The sequence below is a fragment of the Mucilaginibacter dorajii genome (assembly GCF_024808255.1).
Taxonomy (GTDB): domain Bacteria; phylum Bacteroidota; class Bacteroidia; order Sphingobacteriales; family Sphingobacteriaceae; genus Mucilaginibacter; species Mucilaginibacter dorajii.
On sequence record NZ_JANTYS010000001.1, the window covers coordinates 95,929 to 117,070 of the forward strand.

9 protein-coding genes are annotated in these 21,142 nt (G+C 41.4%); 7 read left to right on the top strand and 2 right to left on the bottom strand.

Annotation, left to right across the window (positions count from 1 at the left end; genetic code table 11):
* Window positions 1-96 precede the first annotated feature (96 nt).
* Entirely contained in the window at window positions 97-1,377 is a 1,281-nt protein-coding gene (locus FHS10_RS00340) for a family 43 glycosylhydrolase (protein ID WP_259086636.1), read from the top strand.
* 344 nt (window positions 1,378-1,721) lie between these two features.
* On the opposite strand, the gene FHS10_RS00345 is transcribed toward FHS10_RS00340, so the two are convergent.
* Complete coding sequence (locus tag FHS10_RS00345; RefSeq protein WP_259086637.1) at window positions 1,722-5,852, bottom strand: hybrid sensor histidine kinase/response regulator transcription factor; 4,131 nt, start codon at window positions 5,850-5,852, stop codon at window positions 1,722-1,724.
* Between the two features lie 663 nt (window positions 5,853-6,515).
* Between FHS10_RS00345 and FHS10_RS00350 the strand changes: the two genes are divergently transcribed.
* From FHS10_RS00350 to FHS10_RS00375, 6 genes are all read left to right on the top strand, one after another.
* Window positions 6,516-8,477 carry a family 43 glycosylhydrolase gene (locus tag FHS10_RS00350; protein WP_259086638.1) on the top strand — a complete coding sequence of 654 codons (1,962 nt, stop codon included), beginning with the start codon at window positions 6,516-6,518 and terminating at the stop codon, window positions 8,475-8,477.
* Between the two features lie 397 nt (window positions 8,478-8,874).
* The gene (locus FHS10_RS00355; RefSeq protein ID WP_259086639.1) at window positions 8,875-10,149 is read left to right on the top strand and encodes a family 8 glycosyl hydrolase; all 1,275 of its coding nucleotides are present in this window, start codon (window positions 8,875-8,877) and stop codon (window positions 10,147-10,149) included.
* 31 nt (window positions 10,150-10,180) lie between these two features.
* The gene (locus FHS10_RS00360; RefSeq protein ID WP_259086640.1) at window positions 10,181-12,154 is read left to right on the top strand and encodes an alpha/beta hydrolase-fold protein; all 1,974 of its coding nucleotides are present in this window, start codon (window positions 10,181-10,183) and stop codon (window positions 12,152-12,154) included.
* Between the two features lie 13 nt (window positions 12,155-12,167).
* A complete protein-coding gene (locus tag FHS10_RS00365; protein ID WP_259086641.1) occupies window positions 12,168-13,022 on the top strand; it encodes a sialate O-acetylesterase in 855 nt (284 codons plus the stop codon).
* A 69-nt stretch (window positions 13,023-13,091) separates the two neighbouring features.
* Window positions 13,092-14,297: an endo-1,4-beta-xylanase gene (locus FHS10_RS00370; RefSeq protein WP_259086642.1), complete on the top strand. Its 1,206-nt coding sequence runs from the start codon at window positions 13,092-13,094 to the stop codon at window positions 14,295-14,297.
* 512 nt (window positions 14,298-14,809) lie between these two features.
* Complete coding sequence (locus FHS10_RS00375) at window positions 14,810-16,951, top strand: CRTAC1 family protein (RefSeq protein ID WP_259086643.1); 2,142 nt, start codon at window positions 14,810-14,812, stop codon at window positions 16,949-16,951.
* A 610-nt stretch (window positions 16,952-17,561) separates the two neighbouring features.
* Here the strand turns inward: FHS10_RS00375 and FHS10_RS00380 are convergent.
* Window positions 17,562-21,125: a VCBS repeat-containing protein gene (locus FHS10_RS00380; RefSeq protein ID WP_259086644.1), complete on the bottom strand. Its 3,564-nt coding sequence runs from the start codon at window positions 21,123-21,125 to the stop codon at window positions 17,562-17,564.
* Window positions 21,126-21,142: the final 17 nt, after the last annotated feature.

Consider the following 21,142-nt stretch of genomic DNA (forward strand, 5'->3'; position numbering starts at 1 on the left):
TTAATCGCTCTACCTTGCAGCACTATTTTGCAGATGATGAAAATTTTTAAGAAATGCTCAGCGCTAATTGCATCAATCTTGTGGTTCAATTGCTTAATGGCACAAAACCCGCTTATACAAAACCAGTTTACAGCCGATCCCTCCGTTCGTGTTTTTAATGGAAAGATATACCTTTATCCCTCGCACGATATCCCTGCAACGCCAGGACATGGCCGGGCTGGATGGTTTTGTATGCAGGATTATCACGTGTTCTCATCGCCCAACCTAACCGATTGGACCGATCACGGCGTAATTGTTAGCCAAAATACGGTACCCTGGGCCGACTCTGCCGCGTATAGCATGTGGGCACCTGACTGTATTGAGCGCGGGGGGAAATACTATTTTTATTTCCCTGCACCAGCAAAATCCGGTGGCCCCAAGGGGTTTTCAGTGGGGGTTGCAATAGCCAATGAACCTTACGGCCCCTTCATACCGCAACCCTTGCCCATAGCCGGGATTCATGGCATAGATCCGAATGTACAAATTGATAAAGACGGACAGGCGTATATTTATTGGGCGCAGGGAAACCTGTACGGGGCCAAGCTTAAAGCAAACATGCTTGAACTGGCATCAGAGCCGGTAAAGCTTGAAGGTTTCCCGGATAAGGGCTTAAAAGAGGGGCCTTATTTATTTGAACGAAAAGGTATTTACTATATGACCTATCCCCATGTAGCTGATAAAATAGAGCGACTTGAATATGCCATGTCGGATAGCCCCCTCGGGCCTTTTAAATATGCCGGCGTGCTTATGGATGAATCGCTTTCCGGCTGCTGGACAAACCATCAATCGGTTATCGAATTTAAAAATCAATGGTATTTATTTTATCATAACGACGATTTGTCTCCAAACTTTGATAAAAACCGTTCAGTAAGGGCCGATAGCTTGTTTTTTAATGAAGATGGCACTATTCGCAAGGTTATCCCAACATTACGTGGCGTTGGCGTAACCGCCTCATCAAAAAAAATACAGATAGACAGGTTTAGTGCTAAAAGCGCGGATGGAGTAGGGGTGGAGTTTCTCGATACGCTCAACAAATTCAGGGGTTGGAAAACGATTTTTAATAAAACCAACTCATGGATAAAATATAACGGTGTGTTTTTTGGTAAAAAAACAGCCGGGCGCGTTAATGTAAATGCCTGTTCGGCAACCGGGGGAACTTTATTAATAAGTACTGAAGATAAACCGGGCAAGGTTATAGCAAAACTTGTTATACCCAAAGGAAATAACTGGAGTGTTGTTAAAAAAGCAGTTTCATTTATGCCTGGCGGAGTCAGAAACCTTGTTGTACAATTAAAAGGCAGCGGCCATGTAGAAGTTGACTGGATAAGCTTCGAATAAGCTTTCCATATAGTAAGTATCTGACAAAACTACCTCTGATTTAAAATCTATTGATATACACCTGTATATACAGGACCTAAATTTGAGTTGTCGAAAAAAAATATCTGCCTGCGGTTTATAGTTTTTTCACTATGCTTGTTTGCTCAAATAAGAAGCTAAAGATCTATTTAAACAAAACTATTGGTCAAATCATCGATGCTGAAACATATGGGGGATGGAAGCCAGGTAGTCAAGCAAAAAAAAGAATGACCGCCGCCCTATGTTATAAGGTACAAGCTTTCAGCGGATAGGGTGTCATCGCCTGGCCTGGGCAAGCACTATAGAAATAGTATAAAAGCCTTTTTCTATACCATTACACTGTTATGCTCTACTTTCCTATAATCGGATGGAAGCATATTAAACTTCTCTCTAAAAGATCGTGAAAAATAATGAGGTGTAGCAAAGCCTGCTTCATAGGCAATTTGTGTAACGGTTAGATCACTTTTCAAAAGCAATATTGCCGCCCTGTCAAGTTTATAGGATCGGATAAATTCAACGGGGGGTAGACCGGTAAGGTCAAATATTTTTGTGTAAAGCGCTCCCCGGCTCATTGACAAATGCTCACTGAGATCTACAACAGAAAACTTTGGATTATTTAAGTTATTATCTATGTAATTGATCACCCTGTTTAAAAATTTTTCCCCGCTTGATTCAACCTCTATGTCGGGGTGGATAACCGTTAATTGCTTCTTATAGGTATTTTTAAGCAAGGTGTTAAGTAGCAATAGATTTTTAATTTTGATATTTAAAATTTCAAAATTAAAGGGTTTGGTCAGATAATCGTTTGCCCCTGATTCAAGCCCTCTAAGCTCCTCTTCTTCGCCTGTGCAGGCGGTAAGCATTATAAATGGAATGTGGCTGGTACGTTTATCGGCTTTTATTTTCTTGCTCAGCGTAATGCCATTCATAAATGGCATGGTTATATCGCTAATGATCAAATCAGGATGGCATGATAGCGCCTTGTCCCAACCTTCTGCGCCATTTGATGCTTCCACAATTTTATATTGCGTCATTAAATGATCTTTAATATAGTAGCGAAACTCATCATTATCTTCCACAATAAGTAGCAAGGGCATGTCTGTAATTGCCTGGGCAATATTTCTTTTTGTACGGGGATCTTTTTCTTTAATATCTGTTTTTACCGGCGGTTGAACTTCAATTGATTGATTGGCAAAAACTTCAAGAGGAATTAACACGCTGAAATCTGATCCTTTTCCTAATTCGCTTTTAACAACAATGCTACCACCATGCATTTCAACAAACTCTTTTGTTATTGACAAACCTATTCCACTTCCCGGGTTTATATTTCCAATGTTCGTATCCTGCGCCTGGTAAAACCGCTTAAATATTAAATCTTTTCTATCCGGCTCTATACCAATGCCGGTGTCAATTATTTTAAATTCCAACATCGTCTTATCTGTTTGGGATGTGGGATGTTGAGTAATATAAACTGATACGGTCCCTCCGGGTAATGTAAATTTAAAGGCGTTGGAGAGTAGGTTAAATAAAATGCGCTCCACTTTGTCGTGATCAAAGCGTACAAATATTTTTTCCTTGGGCGCTTTAAAATTGAAGGTGATGCTTCGCGATTCTGACAGGTCATGAAAAGAATCTACAACGTCACTTGTGAATGAAATTATTTCACCATCGGCCACGCAAAGCTTTAGTTCTTGCTCTTCTAATTTACGGAAATCCAAAAGTTGGTTTACCAAATTCAACAACCTTCGCGCATTTCGTCGTATAACTGCTAATTGGCTTGTAGTTTGCTCGTCCTTATGTTCTGCTAATAGTTTATCTGCAGGTGCCATGATCAGAGAGATTGGTGTGCGAAACTCATGGCTCAGGTTAGTAAGAAATTTAATTTTAAGCGCATCAAGTTCATGCAATCGTTCTGCTTCCCTTCTTTCCTGTTCCAACGCCAGTTTTCCTTTTAGTTTTTTTATACCCCTATAACGGATGAGTAGAAGTGCGCCCGAAGCCATCAGTACATATAGCAAGTACGCGTACCAGGTCATCCATATCGGTGGATGAATTACGATGCGGATTTGTGTCCCAGAGTTGTTCCATATCCCATCGTTGTTGCAAGCCCTAACTACAAACAGGTACTCGCCCGGATCTAAATTGGTATAATACGCAGTAGTAGCCGAACCTACATAATTCCAGCTTTTATTGAACGATTTAAGAATATAGGCGTATCTGTTTTGCTGGGGAAGCGTAAAATTAATTGCAGAATAACTGATTGAAAAGTTTTCCTTATAATCCAGGTCAATCTGCTTTGCTACCGAAATATCTTGTTTAAGCGGCGAGCGACTGCCGGATAATACAATGTTATTATTAACTTTAAGGGTGGTTAAAAACACCGGGGGGGCATTATTGTTATGTTTTACCTCCTGCTGCGGGTCAATATAATTAAAGCCCTTGGCTCCGCCGAAGAATAGAAATCCTTTCTTTGTGCGGATACCGGATCCATCTATAAAAGCATCGTTTTGCAGGCCATTGCAGGCATTATAGCGAGTGAACTTTTTAGATACCGCGTTAAGTGTACATATTCCTTTATCGGTACTTAACCATATGTTACCACTATAGTCCTCCAGCAGTTTGTGTACTACGCCATCGGGCAGTTCGTCTGATGCCGAGTAATTGATGATTTTTTTTTGTTTGGAATCAAAGCAATATAACCCATCTCCGGCAGTGCCAATCCATATGTTGCCATTATGATCCTGCAACAGCGAAAAGGTTCTATCAATTGCCATTCCGGTATTCTTATTATTATACACCCGAAACTTTTGAGTAGCAGGATTTAATACTGCTATTCCACTGCCATAAGTGCCAATCCATATATTCCCCTCACGATCTTCTTCAATAGCTCTGATAAAACCATTAACAGGCAACAGTTTTTCCCCGGCAGAAGCAGGAGTTGATACGTATTTAAAAAAGGTTTTTTTATCGGGGTCAAATATATTAACGCCGCCGCCATTGGTACCTATCCATATCTTTCCCTTGCTGCTTTCCTTTAAACAAAAAATTTCGTTGTGGTTTATATGCGCATTATCTTTTCCAGCATTTAACTGTTGGTACTCACCTGTTTTTGTATTGTAAATGAACAAACCATCCTGAAAAGTGCCGATCCAAAGCTGTTGGCGACGGTCAAGCATCATACTTAATATCGGAAGACCTGCAGAATTACTTCTTGTTTTGGATTTTATAGCAATATGGCTGAACAAACCGCTCCTGATATGAAAAAGATTTAAGCCTCCGCCGTCTGTGCCAACAAACAGATCTCCATCCTTGTTCTCAGCGAATGATGAAACGAAAGCCGCGCTTAGGCCGGCGGGGTCATAGGCATTATTTTGCTTTGAATTAAATAAGGTAAGGTTTTTGTCGTACTTATCTACACCTCCCTGGTAGGTGCCAAGCCAATAAATCCCATCGGGATCATTATAAATGCAGCGGATAGATTTGCTGCTTATGCTAAATTTATCCCGGTCGTCATGATTGTAGCGTTTAAACTTTCCGGACACCGGATCTAAAATATTCAAACCGCCTTCGGTGCCTACCCAAATTTTATCACCGTTTGCGGCTATGCTATAAATCAGATTGCCGCTGATTGTAGTATCGTCATTGGGACTGTATTTGAAATTTCTAAATGTTTTTAAATCCGGCGATAAACAACTTAATCCATCATTAGTTCCTATCCATAACCTGTGCTGGCATTCGGCTATGGTATTTATCCCCTCATTTGGGATACTTGAGGCATCGTTGTTTTCATGCCGAAAGGCAATGAAGCTGTTTGATCCTTCATCATAAAGGTAGAGGCCTTTATCCGTACCAATCCACATTCGTCCCTGGCTATCCCCGAAGATTGATAATATGATGGTCGAGTGAAGTTGCCCAGGTTTATGTTCGTCGGCCTTGTAAAATATTTCTTTTTTTGTTTTAGGGTCAAGTACGCACAGGCCTCCTATCATACCAATCCAGAGACGGCCCCGGGTATCTCCGTAAATAGATTTTATATAGCTGTTTGTGAGGTGGTTATAGGCAGCGCTCTCCGGGTAGGTTTTAAAACGATCGAGGGAACGGTCGAGGTAATACAATCCGCCCCCCATTGTAGCTACCCACAGCTGCCCTGCCTTATCCTCATATATGCTTGTTACCTCTTTAGAGCGATAACCTGATTTGTCCGCCGGATCAAAACGATATGGCTTATGTTCCATGCCGTCAAACCTGTCAAGCCCATCGGCAGTTGCAAACCATAAAAATCCGTAATGGTCTTTGATGATTGCATTAACCGTATTCGAGAGCAAACCGTCGTGCGATGTCATCACAGTAAACCGTATAGCCTGCCCACGGCATTGGATAGTGATACCAAGCGATACCGTTAATACAATTAAAAATAATCGATTAGCTCTGAGTAGTTTATGTGATAGACGTAACATGCCAGGTGTCATTTTTTTTAATTATACAGCCGCCCCGCTTTAACGGCAGGTGGGCGTACTGATAAATACATTTTCGAAAACGTGTGGTTTATAATGGTACGACTTCAAATATTCATAAATATCGTACAACGTAAATCTAAACTATAAATTTATAAAAAACAATCGATTGCGTAAATAAAAAAACTTTATCAGCCCGGATATTTTCGTAGTGGACGATGCATATTTCCGGTTATGTTAGTGATGCCTGGTAATGGGGGAACTTATTTATGGCAATGAGAGGTTGGCAACCTTATTATAATTGATATACGGCGGTAGTATAACGATGTAACCTGCGGCATTGGAAAAGGAGGGCTTAAATTAGTAGTTGATTTACGCGATATAAAATTGTTTGCCTAAGCAAGACATTTGTTGTGCCAAAAACTACTTATTTCAACCAAAGTGTTAATTTCTTCAACATTTGTGGCACGTCGGGTTCTGTTTTAAAAATACTTTTGGTCGAAGTTGTTTTAACAATTGTTGGTTTCACCATTGTCCCATTTTTTATTCAGTATACTAAATTCTGGGGCTTTGGATGATTAATACTTATTCGTATGGTGAACCACCAATTTTTGAACTAACACTTCGATTTAAAACGCCCGGCACAACCTGAAATAACTAAATATCATGAACCAATTCATCCGGCTTACGAGCCTTATTACAATATTCGTGTTCGTCGTTTTATTTGTAAACGGCCAGGAAAAAATACCGGATTCTTCCTTGTTTTATCAAACAGTTAACACCTATGTGAACCCCGTGTTACCTGGCGACCATCCGGACCCCACCTTGCTTAAAGTGGGCGATGATTTTTATCACTGCGGGTCTTCTTTTCATTTTAACCCTTATCTGCCCGTTTACCATTCCAAAGATCTTGTCCATTGGGAGGTAATCAGCAGGGTGCTGCCATCATCAAAGGCCGCCTGGGTTAATGACCGGCCGTCAACCGGTATCTGGCAGGGTGCCATAACCTATTTTTATGGTTCTTACTGGATATATTTTTCGGCCGGAGGGCAGTGGTTTTGTAAGGCAAGTTCCCCTAAAGGGCCGTGGTCCGCTCCTGTACAAGTAAAGTCAAATGCTGAAACAGGTGATCTTGGTTATGACAACTCCATTTTTGTTGATGATGATGGAAAACCTTATATGGTGATAAAAAATGGCCAAAAAATTAATCGTTTGCAAGCCTTGGGCAGGGATGGGCAATTGACGGGTCATGTGATAAACCTTGACTGGGTAAACGCCAGGTTACAATATAGCTGGGCGGAAGGGCCGGTAATGTGTAAACGCAATGGCTATTATTATTACTTCCCAGCGGGTGATGTTACAGGCGGGCAATATGTTTTAAGAGGAAGATCATTAACCGGCGATTCGACAAAATGGGAAAGACTGGGTGATTTTTTTAAACCGGTTACCGATGATAAGGCAGGTTTCCGTCGTCCTAACCACATTTCAGCTCCCGTTCAATTAGCCGATGGAACCTGGTGGACAATAGGACAAAGTTATGAGAAATATAATGGCGACGATTGGTCAGGTACCGGACGCCAAACGTCTCTATACCCGGTGACCTGGGAGGGCGACAGGCCATGGGGTATGGCCCCAACCATCTTGCCGATCCGGAAACCGGAGCTGCCACGGTCAGGTATATCATGGACAAGTGTAAAAACCGATTATTTTGACGGCAGTGAATTAAGCCTGAACTGGCATTTTCTTACCAAAAAAGCTTCTGCCTCTTACTCACTTACCAGCCGGAAGGGATGGATAATACTTGCACCCGATTCTGCCCGTACCCACCTTGTTCAAAAAGAAACAGACCACTATTATTCCGCTGTTACGAAGGTTGACCTGAGTGCAACAAATGACGGGGCCAAGGCCGGTATTTACCTTACTAACGGGAACCAGGCAGTAGTGGCGAGGCTTTACAGCGGCTACAATAACGGTAAGAAAATTGTTTTTACCATGGATACCGCGAGTAGGAGTATGCCGAACATCTTCGGAAACGTGGTTTGGCTGAAACTGGAAAGGTATGGCCACGAGCTAACCGGATATTATAGCGGCGACGGAAAAGCCTGGGTTTCCTTAGGCAGGCCAATTGACGCGGTTAAACTTGATGAAACCCAGCCAAATTTTAATTCGTGGGTGGGGACAAGTGTAGGTTTATTTGCAGAGGGCAAGCCGGCAGACTTCGATTGTTTTATTTGTAAAGACGGAGCCTCGCCGTTGCCCGCAGCAGGCTATCGTAATTACTATGGAACAGCAACTGTAAATAAAGGGAAGTGGAAAACCGTAACCAATACATCCTTGTATGGCGGATGGTTTATGATATCAGGTGTGGAAATTGGGCGCCAATCGCCGTCTTCAGTCCAGGTAGTTGCTTCGTCAAAACGCAAAGGCATGCTTCAAATATGGCTTGATGATCTTCGGGACGGTAAATTGATAGCAACAATACCGTTAAACGCCACAGGCAACGGTATTTATAAAACATTCAGCAAGCAACTTAAAAATGTTATCGGGCAACATGACATTTTTGTGCGATATCCTGCCGGTGTTCCACAAAGCATCTTTGTTAAAAGCATCCAATTTTCTGCTAAGTAAGGTGCCTTTTTTATGAACCCCAAAAAAATACTAGAGCCTGTTTAAAAATAAATAAAAAGATAGTCATTGAGGAGGTACGACGAAGACAACCGATCGAAAAGAGTTCATTAATTCCTATAAAAAACAAATTATCATATGGAGAGCCCAGGGCAAATGGATCTAAAGTGGGTTAACATAACTTAACATATTTCAGATAAAATACGTTATAATTATCTTATAATCAATGTGTTGTATTTTAACAAGGTTAACACTAAACTGATGCATAGCGCAATTTAGGCACATCCAAATACTTGACTGATTGAGCGCTGAATATTCGCCTCATAGATCATATAAAATATTCTTCAAAGAAATTTAAACAGGCTCTAAGACTAAATCTTTATTAAACTACGATGTGAGTATGAAAAAAATAGTGTTATTGTATATAATGATTGCCCTGCTGCCTGCTTTGGCAAATAGTCAAAGTAAGAAAGTTCTTAAAAAAATGCAGGGTAAAGGGGCTTTTGCTTCTGGCTTTTATCCAAATGTTTTTAAGCAGGCCGGATATGGCAAAGAGGATATTGACACCAAAGTGGCAAAGGCTTACCATGATGTGTTTGAAGGCCCCAATAAGGTATACTTCGAGGTGGGCGATTCAATGGCCTATGTATCTGATGTGAAAAACCATGATGCCAGAACCGAAGGCCTTTCCTATGGTATGATGATCGCTGTGCAGCTTAACAAAAAAGATGTTTTTGACCGCATATGGCGGTGGTCAAAAAAATATGCTCAACACCAGGACGGACCAAGTGAAGGATATTTTGCCTGGAGTATTAATCCCGAAACAATGAAGCGTAATTCGGAAGGCTCTGCATCTGATGGGGAATTATACTACGTCACCGATTTGCTTTTTGCCTCCAATAAGTGGGGAAATAACACAGGCATTAATTATTATGGAGAGGCCAGGAGAATACTGGATGCTATGTGGAAAAAAGACGGTACCGGGAATGTTCATCCGTTAATAAATATGGCGGCAAAACAAATTTCTTTTGTGCCCGAAGGTGGCGGGTATGAATGGACCGATCCTTCCTATCATTTGCCTGCATTTTACGAAGTATGGGCGCTTTATGCAAAAGACGGCCATGAACAATTTTACCGGGATTGTGCAGATACCGCAAGAATGTTTTTACACAGGGCCTGTGATCCCGTTACGGCACTTAACCCCGACAATGCCGATTTTAATGGTAAGGCACTTGGTGGGAAGCGAATGCCGTCGGCTTTTCGTTTCGACTCCTGGCGCGTACCAATGAATATCGCGATGGATTATGTGTGGTTCGGGAAGGATAAGAAATGGCAGCAAGATTATGCCAGGCGCTTTCAAAACTTTTTAAGATCAAAGGGAATAAATGATTTTGAGGATCAGTTTAATACAGATGGATCTACGCCTGCCTTTGTTCTTCCAGCAGGGGGAGTCAAAAAGTTACGGCATTCTTTGGGATTGGTGGCCACATCTGCCGCCGCCTCGCTCATGATAGCCGATAATACAAAATTTGATTTTGTGAGGCCTCTTTGGAACGCAAAACTTGAACCCTATACAGATGGATATTTCGATCCGTATTATGACGGCTTGTTGTATTTATTCAGCCTGATGCATCTTAGTGGCAAATACCAGCTTATACAACCACAAACCAATTGACAAATTAATTTACCTATCAACAATATTAACAATGAACAAACTACAACATATTAAACAATTTTTGTTTGCGGCATTTGCCTTTCTTTTGTTTAACATACCTGCTTATTCACAAAACATAATTCACCAGGCGCGAGTGGGTTTTGATGTATTTCGTGCAGATATTCCGCATGGCAAGATTGATACCATCACTTATCAATCAAAAACCGTGGGCAATACCCGCCGCGCGCTTATTTACACACCTCCAGGATATTCTAAAAGCAAAAAATACCCCGTGTTGTACCTTTTGCACGGTATTGGTGGCGATGAAAAAGAATGGTATAATGGCGGCAGTCCCCAGGTGATATTGGATAACCTGTATGCCGAAGGTAAAATTGTGCCCATGATAGTAGTGTTGCCGAACGGCAGGGCTATAAAGGACGACCGCGCGACGGGAAACATTATGGCACCTGATAAAGTGCAGGGCTTTGCCGTTTTTGAAAAAGATTTGCTGAACGATCTGATACCATTTGTTGATAGCAAATACCGCGTATATACCGATAAGGACCACAGGGCAGTGGCGGGCCTATCGATGGGCGGCGGGCAATCATTAAATTTTGGTTTGGGAAACCTCGACGTATTTTCATGGGTAGGTGGCTTTTCCTCAGCTCCCAATACAAAAAAACCTGAAGAATTGCTTCCCAATCCCGAAGCGGCAAAAAGTAAGCTGAAATTGCTTTGGATATCATGCGGATCAAGCGACGGGCTAATTGTATTTAGCAAACGTACGCATGATTACCTGGCAGAGAAAAGCGTGCCGCATATCTATTATATCGAGCCCGGCGTTCATAATTTTAAGGTTTGGAAAAACGGTTTATATATGTTTTCACAACTGCTTTTTAAGCCGGTAGATGTCTCAACATTTCCCCAATATTCTTATAATGAAATTGGTTTACCGGCATCAACTAATATTCCGGGTGTAAAGTACCCTCAGATATTTCCTGATAATACAGTTTTCTTTCGTGTGAAGGCCCCGGAGGCAAAAAGTGTTCAAATAGACCTTTTGAAAAAGTACCCAATGACCAAAGATACCGGGGGATATTGGACTTTAACTACCGACCCAATTGTATTAGGATTTCACTACTATTCCCTGATAATTGACGACGTAGCTGTTGCCGATCCGTCAAGTCAAACATTTTATGGTATGGGAAGAATGGCCAGCGGTATTGATATTCCCGATCCGGAAGGTGATTTTTATACCATTAAAGATGTTCCTCACGGCGAGGTACGCTCAGTGAACTATTACTCAAACATAACCAAGGCATGGAGGCGGGCCAATGTGTACACACCTCCAGGTTATGATACACAAACCGACCAAAGATACCCGGTACTTTATTTACAACATGGCTCGGGCGAAGACGAAACCGGCTGGCCCGCACAAGGCAAAATGAACTTTATATTGGATAATCTCATTGCCGGGAAACAGGCAACGCCTATGATAGTTGTTATGGATAGGGGGTATGCTACAGATCCAACGCAACCGGTAACTACCAGCGCCCGTGGAATGAGCATGGCAGGAAATGTTTTTCCGGATGTGCTTGTGAAAGAAATTGTTCCAATGGTTGATGCAAAATTCAGGACACTTGCCAGCCGCGATCACCGTGCTATGGCAGGGCTTTCAATGGGAGGGTTTCAAACATTCCAAACTACAATGACCAATCTTGATAAATTTGCCTATATAGGAGGTTTTAGCGGTGCCGGTTTTATGCAGCCAGGTACCGATATAACCAAAATGTATAACGACGTATTTGCCGATGCAAATGCTTTTAACCAAAAGGTTAAAGTACTTTACTTAAGTGTTGGAACTACCGAGCAGGAAAGAATGCAAACTATGGTGAAAGGCTTTCACGAGGCACTTGAAAAGGCAGGCATCAAACATGTGTTTTACCAATCGCCGGGCACGGCGCACGAATGGCAATCCTGGAGACGCTCCTTAAATCAGTTCGCGGGCCTGATATTCAAGAATTGAGAGATACATGAAAATGAAGCTTAGATTCATAGTCCTGACATGCCTTACGTTGTTGAGCCTGAAATGTTTTTCGCAAGACAAGAAATTTTACATATTTATTTGTTTTGGCCAATCAAATATGGAAGGTAATGCAAAAGTTGAAGCCCGGGATACTACAGCTGTTGATAGCAGATTTCAGGTGTTGCAGGCTGTTGATTGTGGCGACAAAGGCAGGATAAAAGATAATTGGTATACGGCCGTGCCGCCATTGGCGCGGTGTACTACAGGCTTAACCCCGGCAGATTATTTCGGGCGTACTTTGGTGGCTAACCTTCCCGAAAATATAAAGGTCGGCATTATAAATGTCTCTGTCGCCGGTGCCAGAATCGAAATTTTTGAAAAGGATAGTTATCAATCATACCTTGCAACGGCCCCAGGCTGGATGAAAGGTATAGCCGGTGAATATGGCGGAAACCCATACGCAAGATTGATAGAACTGGCCCGGTTAGCCCAAAAGTCGGGTGTGATTAAGGGCATTTTGTTACATCAAGGAGAATCGAATCCTAATGATACATTATGGACAAAAAAGGTAAAAGGAATTTATGATAATTTGATCAGGGATTTAAACCTGAAGCCTAAAAAGGTGCCTTTACTTGCAGGTGAGGTGGTAAATGCTGATCAGGGCGGGGTTTGCGCTGCGATGAATAAAATTATTGCAACGTTACCTCAGGCCGTTAACAATTCATACGTTATTTCTTCAGCAGGGTGCACCTGTTCGCCCGATCACCTGCATTTTACAGCCGAAGGATACAGGTTATTAGGCAAACGATATGGCGTACAGATGCTTTACCTGTTGGGTTACAAGCCTAAGGAAACCATTAAACTTTAACCGGTTAAAGATGAACATCGCTTAGCGAAATGGATACGTATTATCAATCAATAAAAACATTAATGATCTATGAATTTTTCTACTGTCAATAAAAAAACAGATCGGGGCTTCCTATTGCTGGCTATAGCGTTTATCATTTTATCGTTTGTTCAATGTACACCCAAACACCAGGTGGCCTCATCAGTGCAGGCAGGTACTGCGGCCGATCATGCAGATAAGGGTTTAAAAGATTATTATAAAAAGTATTTCCCAATTGGTGTAGCGGTTAGTATGGCTTCCTTGCATGGCCTTGATTCTGCATTAATTGTAAAAGAATTTAACAGTGTAACGCCCGAGAACGATATGAAGATGGGGCCGATACATCCGTCAGAAAATATCTATAATTGGAAAAATGCCGACAAAATTGTTGATTTCGGCTTGAGTCATCACATAAAAATACGCGGGCACAACTTATGCTGGCATAACCAGGAAGCAGCGTGGATGTTTAAAGGAATCGACGGAAAGCCGGTTACCAAAGAATTATTGTTGCAGCGTTTAAAGGATCATATTTTTGCCGTTGCAGGAAGGTACAAAGGTAAAATTTACGCCTGGGATGTAGTTAACGAGGCGGTTGACGATAGCGATGATACAACGCAGATATATCGTAAAAGCAATTGGTACAACATATGCAATGGCCCCGATTTTATTGAGGCGGCCTTTAGATATGCGCATGAAGCAGATCCGCAGGCCAAGCTATACTACAATGATTATAACAGCGAGCACCCGGTAAAGAGGGAAAAGATATATAAATTATTGAAAAAATTGATTGAGGATCACGTACCTGTTGATGGGGTGGGCATGCAGGCGCATTGGAAGTTGAATGAGCCAGCACCCGACGAATTACGTAAAGCTTTGGATGAAGTAACCTCGTTAGGTTTAAAGGTACAATTTACTGAACTGGATATTACTATACGCTTGCCACAACAAAAAACTGCGACCGCGGCCACAGCCCAACCTACACCTGACCCGGGTTATACGCCAGAATTGGAGGCCCAACAAATAGCGCAATACAAAATGGCGTTTGATATCTTCCGCCAATATAAAAAGTTTATAACAGGTGTTACATTCTGGAATGTATCTGACCGATACAGTTGGCTGGACGGGAGAGGAGGTGGACTAATGGGCGGAGCAGCCGCAGGCTTGAACGCACCCCGCGCGGTTATTAAAGCCTATCCCTTATTGTTTGACGAAAACCGGGAACGCAAAAAGGCCTATTGGTCTGTAGTGAACTTTTAATGGTGGATAGTAGTGTTTACTGACTAACGGAATTAAGGAGCCACCTGAAGTGGAAATAAAGACCTTGCCGAGATCGATAATGCAGAATAGCAATAAATTTTGCGGACAAAACTAATTACGAATCACGACTTACGGTTGTCAATATCAGGTTGCATTAGTCTGATGGTTTTACAAGTTCAAAACAATTTTAAATTCTATCGAAAGAGGGTTTCAGAAAATTTATACAGATGTTATATGAATATAAACAAACGTTGTGTTTGCAGTTATCGTTGCTTTTTATCTTTGCTATTCGCTTTTTAACGATGGTTGTTGGATAAAATAGTATGTTAGCTTTTGGTCCGTTTTACGGGTGAAGCTTGTTATTATATCTGATAGCTTTCCATAGGTTAGGGAACATAAATCCATATCGCTTTTTTTAACAAATTATCATGTTATCACGATTTGCAAAAATGACCATGTTTTTTGCTGCAGCTACTTGCGGTTTAATAATATCATGTAAACCGAATTCTCCGATGAAGATGGCAGACTTGTTGCAACAGCTAAAAAAGCGAAATTATAATCCCCAAAACATCTTTAGCTCAGATGCCCGCCTTGCCGCCTGCGATTCGCTGTTAAAAGTTGATTCTCCAAATTATGATGTTCAATTGCTGGCAAAAAAAGCTTTACTTGAATTGCAGGAAGGGCATGAACAGCAGGCTGTTGACATATATTCAAAAATTTCAAAACTTCCCCGTTATATGAACCCGGTAAACGTTATGCCTGATCAGGCAGTCGCATTTATGCGTTTAGGTGAACGTGCCAATTGCATGCTCGGCCATAACGGATCATCGTGCATATTTCCTATTAAAGGAGCGGGGATACACCAGGTTCAAACAGGATCGCAGCAAGCAATTGCAACACTGGAAAATGTTTTGAAAAGTAATGCCCGCGATCTCCAGTCCAGATGGCTGTTGAATATAGCTTATATGACATTAGGCCGGTATCCAACTCAAGTTCCTGCCCAATATTTGATCCCTAATTTAAATGCCGACGACGGGGCGTACAAAGTGAAGCCATTTACAGATGTAGCAGCAAATGTTGGTATTAACCTGAATAGCAGGGCAGGCGGCTCCATAGCCGACGATTTTGATGGTGACGGTTACATAGACATTATTACCTCAGGGATGGATCTTCAGGACCACATGCATTATTTTCATAACAACGGCGACGGTACTTTTAGCGACCGCACCGCTAAAAGTGGCTTACAAGATGTGGTAGGTGGCCTTAATATTGAACAAACCGACTATAACAACGATGGCCATCCCGATATTTTTGTAATGCGGGGAGGCTGGCTTCGTGATGGTTTTGGCAACCAGCCAAGTTCGTTGCTTAAAAACAACGGCAACGGTACGTTTACCGACGTTACCATTGCGGCCGGCCTTAAATTTATGCATCCTACGCAAACTGCCGTGTGGGCCGATTTTAATAACGATGGCTGGCTTGATGTTTTTATCGGGATGGAGAGTCATGGCGGAACCAACCCTAATAATAACCATCCATCGGCACTTTATATGAATAACCATGATGGTACTTTTAGCGAAATGGCTCAAAAAGCACATTGCGGGATTAACGATTTTGTAAAAGGTGTAACCTCGGCAGACTATAATAACGACGGTTGGCCCGACATTTTTGTTTCTACCATGAGCGGAAGAAAATATTTACTGAAAAATAAATGTAAAGGAGGGAAGAATGTAGATTTTGAAGATGTTACCGAAAAAGCGGGTATCAATATTACACAAAATACATTTACTACCTGGTTTTATGATTACAATAATGATGGATGGCCTGATATTTTGATTGGCAGTTACAATTTTACTACAACGTTGGGTTATTATGCCGCGTTGGAGGCTTTGGGGACCCCTGTGGCAGATAATGGTAATATTTTTCTTTTTAAAAACAACCGCGACGGTACATTTACAAATGTAACCCTTGATGTAGGGTTAAACAAAGCAGTGTTCAGCATGGGCGGTAATTTTGGTGATATTGATAATGACGGCTATCCGGATATTTATTTTGGAACCGGCAATCCGGATTTTGGATCGCTTATACCAAATAAACTTTTCAGAAATATAGGGGGTAAAAAATTTGCCGATGTAACCAGTTCGTCACGTACCGGCAATTTGCAAAAAGGCCATGGTGTAGCGTTTGCCGATTTTAGGAATAATGGCCTGCAGGATATTTTCATAGAAATGGGCGGCGCGTATATAGGGGATGCTTACCCAAGCGCGTTATACCTTAATCCGGGCCAGAATAATAATAACTGGATAGGCTTGAAACTGATTGGTAAAAAGTCAAACAGATCGGCCATTGGCTCACGTATCAAGGTAACCTTTATAGAAAATGGCTTACAAAAAAGCGTTTTTAAAGACGTAAATTCCGGTGGAAGTTTTGGTTCCTCGCCGTTAAGGCAAGAAATAGGGATAGGACAGGCTGGTATCATTGATGATATCGAGATTCGATGGGCAGGGAGTGGCACAGTGCAGCATCTTCAAAAAATAAAGCCTAACCAGTTCCTGGAAATAACAGAAGATGGCAAGGTAGCGCCACTTAATTTGAAGATACTTAAATTTAATACCAGCACGCGGCCGATGTCAATGCCCATGGCTGATATGTAGAAGGCAAAACATGTATTTAAGTTAACGTGAGTTCGATATAAGAAATGGCTATCGTAAATCAAGAAAAGTATGTCATTTCGACTGAGCAACGGCTGGATTGAGCGGTTGTGCGAAAGAGAAATCTTATACGAGCGACAAGCAAACGTGGCCAGGGAAATCGCTTTTAAATTTCAAACACAAAAGGAGGCACCTACGGAGCCTTGTTTTAAGAACTAATTTGGACTATAAACACGCGACTCCGCTGGAGTCTGTTTTAATGCAGTTCAAAACTCCGTTAGGAGTATCGTGTTTATAGGTTTAAAATCATCTGTCTTTTTGACTCCGCAGGCGTCTCCTTTTTAAAAGTGATTTCCTTGCAAACGTGGCCTGTCGCATAAGATTTCTCCACACCCTCCACTCAGCCCACACGCCGTTCGTTGAAATGACATTTGGGAGTTCTTATATCAAACTCGCGTTAAGTTAAGGACATTGTGCGTTTGAATATAAAAAATGCAAATCTAAATCATCGGCCATGACATCATGTATGATGATTTAGATTTGCACTAATAGAACCCCATTTGTTTAGCCCCCCCCCAAAAAAAAATTATATTACCAACAACGATATTTAAGCTTAAAATTTGATAAGCCGGGTTATCCCCGAGTTATTTTTTATTGATACCTGTGCTATTTTATCATTGATAAGGATAAATCTGGAGGATTGCGAAAGAAACGAGCTGCCATAGTAGAATTCCTGTTTGGTATGGCTGCCGTTTTTATAGGTAATAACAGCACTTTGATCGGTATCATCTATTTTTAACATGGATACGTTAGCATTTAATTGAAAAATTTGTAGAGGCCCTAAGTGTTCGCTTGCTGCCATCAAATAGTTATTAGCTGCGCCCCTTAATTTTACAAGTGCCTTTCCATCGCCAGGTAAATATATCCCGCTGCGTGCAATTGATAAAGGGGCAAACTCGCCTTTGCCGTTACCTTTTAGCAACAAACCATTTAAAGCATCATATCTGCCGATTGAAACATCTGTGCCAAAATCATTTCCATTAATCAATAAATCGAGATTGCCGTCGGCATCAAAATCGTCGGCCACCATCCCATTTAATGCTGATACCTGTGCCTCAATAGGCAAGGGAACCATCGTGAACTTACCTTCGCCATCGTTTCTGAAATAGCAGGACTTCAACTCGGTGGCCTTAACGCGTAGCGCATTTTTCATCTGGTCGGCACTAAGTACATCCTGCATAGTAGCCTCCGCATAGGAATGATAGTTAGTGAATTTTACCCGTAAGCTAATCATCTGCTTGAAAGCATCATCTCTCACATTTGCAGGATATTCCCGTTGTATACCATCTTTGCCAGGAAGAAATAATGATGTAAATGCGTCGTACCTGTTTCTTTTATCGAAATCATTTGCTGTTATAAAAGCCGGGAACTCGTCGCTGGCCTGGTAAAGGGTGTTTAATCCAACATTTCCAACTATGTAATCCATTCTGCCTGTATGCCTGAAATCACCTGCAATTATGGAGTTCCACCACCCGGTTTTATTGCCAACGCCACTTTTTGTTGTAACGTTTACAAACTTTCCACCTGTGTTTTTTAAGAAAGTTAGCGGCATCCATTCTCCTGCTAATATCAGGTCTGTTTTACCATCGTTGTCAAAATCACTAAAAATGGCATCGCAAACCAATCCAATCTTTTTTAGGTCGGGGGCAACTTCACTGGTCACATCTGTGAACTTTACCTCCCCGTTTTTTGTGTCATTTCTTAAAATATAGCTATTAACTGGTTCCGGATATCTCCATGGTTCTACCCGTCCCGAAATAAACAGATCTAATTTGCCGTCGTTATTGTAATCAAAAGCCCTTACACATAACTTACTTTTAAAACATACCGGTAAGGCATTTTCTGCAAGCGTAAAATGGCCTTTGCCATCATTAATATACAAGCGATCCTGATATGCCGGATCATTTGCAGGTGTTTTATAACCGCTGCCGGTAATTAATACATCCGGAAATTTATCGCCGTTTGCGTCAAAAATGAGAATCCCACCGTCAAGGTAGGGGTGGTCGTACTTCTTTTCTTGTAAAAGGCCCCGTTGTATAAATGCGCCGTTCTTTTGTTGAAAAAAGATCTGTGCCGGCTCGGTCAAATTCCCACCCACAACGATATCATCTAAGCCATCACTGTTAATATCGCCGACTGATAGCGCTGGATTGTACGCTGAAAGTTTATGTGGCAAAAGTTTTTGGATATTAAAGTCTGTATAATCCGTGTCGCGATGAATGTATTTAACGTCGCTTTTGCTTGTGATATTGGTAAATAACGGGGCTTTTAATTGTAGCGGATTTGGCCATGTATAGGTTTGGCGAGCATTTTTAATGTTTGCAGACAAAGTTTGATCTGCATTTACATTTAAAAATGTTTGCCTGTATTTGTTTGGCCACTTAACAACTACCGAGTCTATGGTTTTGCAGGCACCTAAACCAAAATGTGCTATTGGTTGAATGCTGGTAAGATATCCCCTGTAAGGATTGTTCTCGTAAACCTGGTGTAAACCGTGCTGGTAATATATATCCACAAAAGCGCCAACCCCTTCGTGGTTTTGATTAGGTCCTTCAAACTTTACGTTAAGGTAATGGTGTACATTTTCTTTATCCTCCCCGGCAGTATTTTTATAAATCAGTGCTTCGTCATTAATATTATTAATTACAAGGTCCAACGCACCGTCGTTATTTAGATCGACATATACTGCACCATTCGAAAAGGAGGGAATACCAAGGCCCCAATCCATGCTCACATCCTTAAATTCTAAACCGCCATGGTTGCGAAACGCGTAATTGTGAATTTTGACCGACGGTATCTGCTTGAGAACTTCTTTCTTTGGTGTTATCATAAATGCATTGGATCTGTAAGCAATAAAATCATGGTCTGTAACGTCGCGGGGATAACCGTTTGTGACTATAATATCGCGGTAACCGTCATTGTCAAAATCGGTTACCATCGGTGTCCAGCTCCAATCTGTTTGTGCCACACCACTTAAAAAGCCAATTTCGCTAAAGGCAGGATGACCCAGCTGGTTATTTTCTCCAACAGATGGCCCTTGATTTAGCTGAAGTGTATTTCGAACATATTGATATTGATAACCGTAGTGATCAAAATTTTGAATAGTATTATAGCTGCTCGGTCCCGACATCATTTTTTTTCGGTAATTATCAGCCGGATTCATATCCAGCTCAAATATATCGGCCAGTCCGTCGTTATTGATGTCCTCAATATCCTGCCCCATGGCATTGAAGGAGGTATGCTTAAAATACTCCTTAGATTTGTCGGTAAAAGTGCCGTCATGGTTGTTGATATACAGTATATTATTCGACAGGAAATCGTTTGTGACGTATATGTCTTTCCAGCCATCAAGGTTAATATCAGCAATAGTAGCGGCATGTCCGTATCCCTCTATTTTGATCCCTGCTGCTAATGATACATCTTTAAATACCGGGTGTTTAAGTTTAGGGTCCCAGTCGTTTCTATATAATCGTCCCATGCTTCTGCCCGTACCTGTGATATTAATGGGCCTGAACTGGTTTGGAAATTCGGCGGGGTTTGGCTCATTTACGGTTAAATACATATCAAGGTCGCCGTCATTATCATAATCAAAAAAGCTGGCCATGGTAGAGAATAACTGACTATCAAGACCGTATTCCTTCGCTTCTTCCTTAAATACGGGTACACCGTTTTTATTAACGCCCTGGTTTATATACAGGAGGTTTTGCCTTTTTTGGGGATCATTTGCAAATGAATTACATACATATATATCGGGCAAACCATCGTTGTTAATGTCAATAACAGATACACCTTTTCCCCAGCGTCCTTTGCCATTTACCCCTGCCTGATTGGTAACATCTTCAAACTTGAAATTACCTTTGTTAAGATATAGCTTATTAGGCACCATATTGCCTGTAAAATAAATATCGGGTAAGCCATCGTTATTAAAATCACCTATGCCAACACCTCCGCCATTATACACAGTGGCATTATCGATAGGATTAATCGAATCATTTTCTGTAATCAGGTTATTAAACGTAACGGCGGAAGCAGAAGATGGTATTTGCTCAAATAGCGTATGTTTTTTACAGGAAGAAATTAGTATAGCTACAGTAAAACCAATAAGAAGCCTTTTCATAATTTAACATAAATATA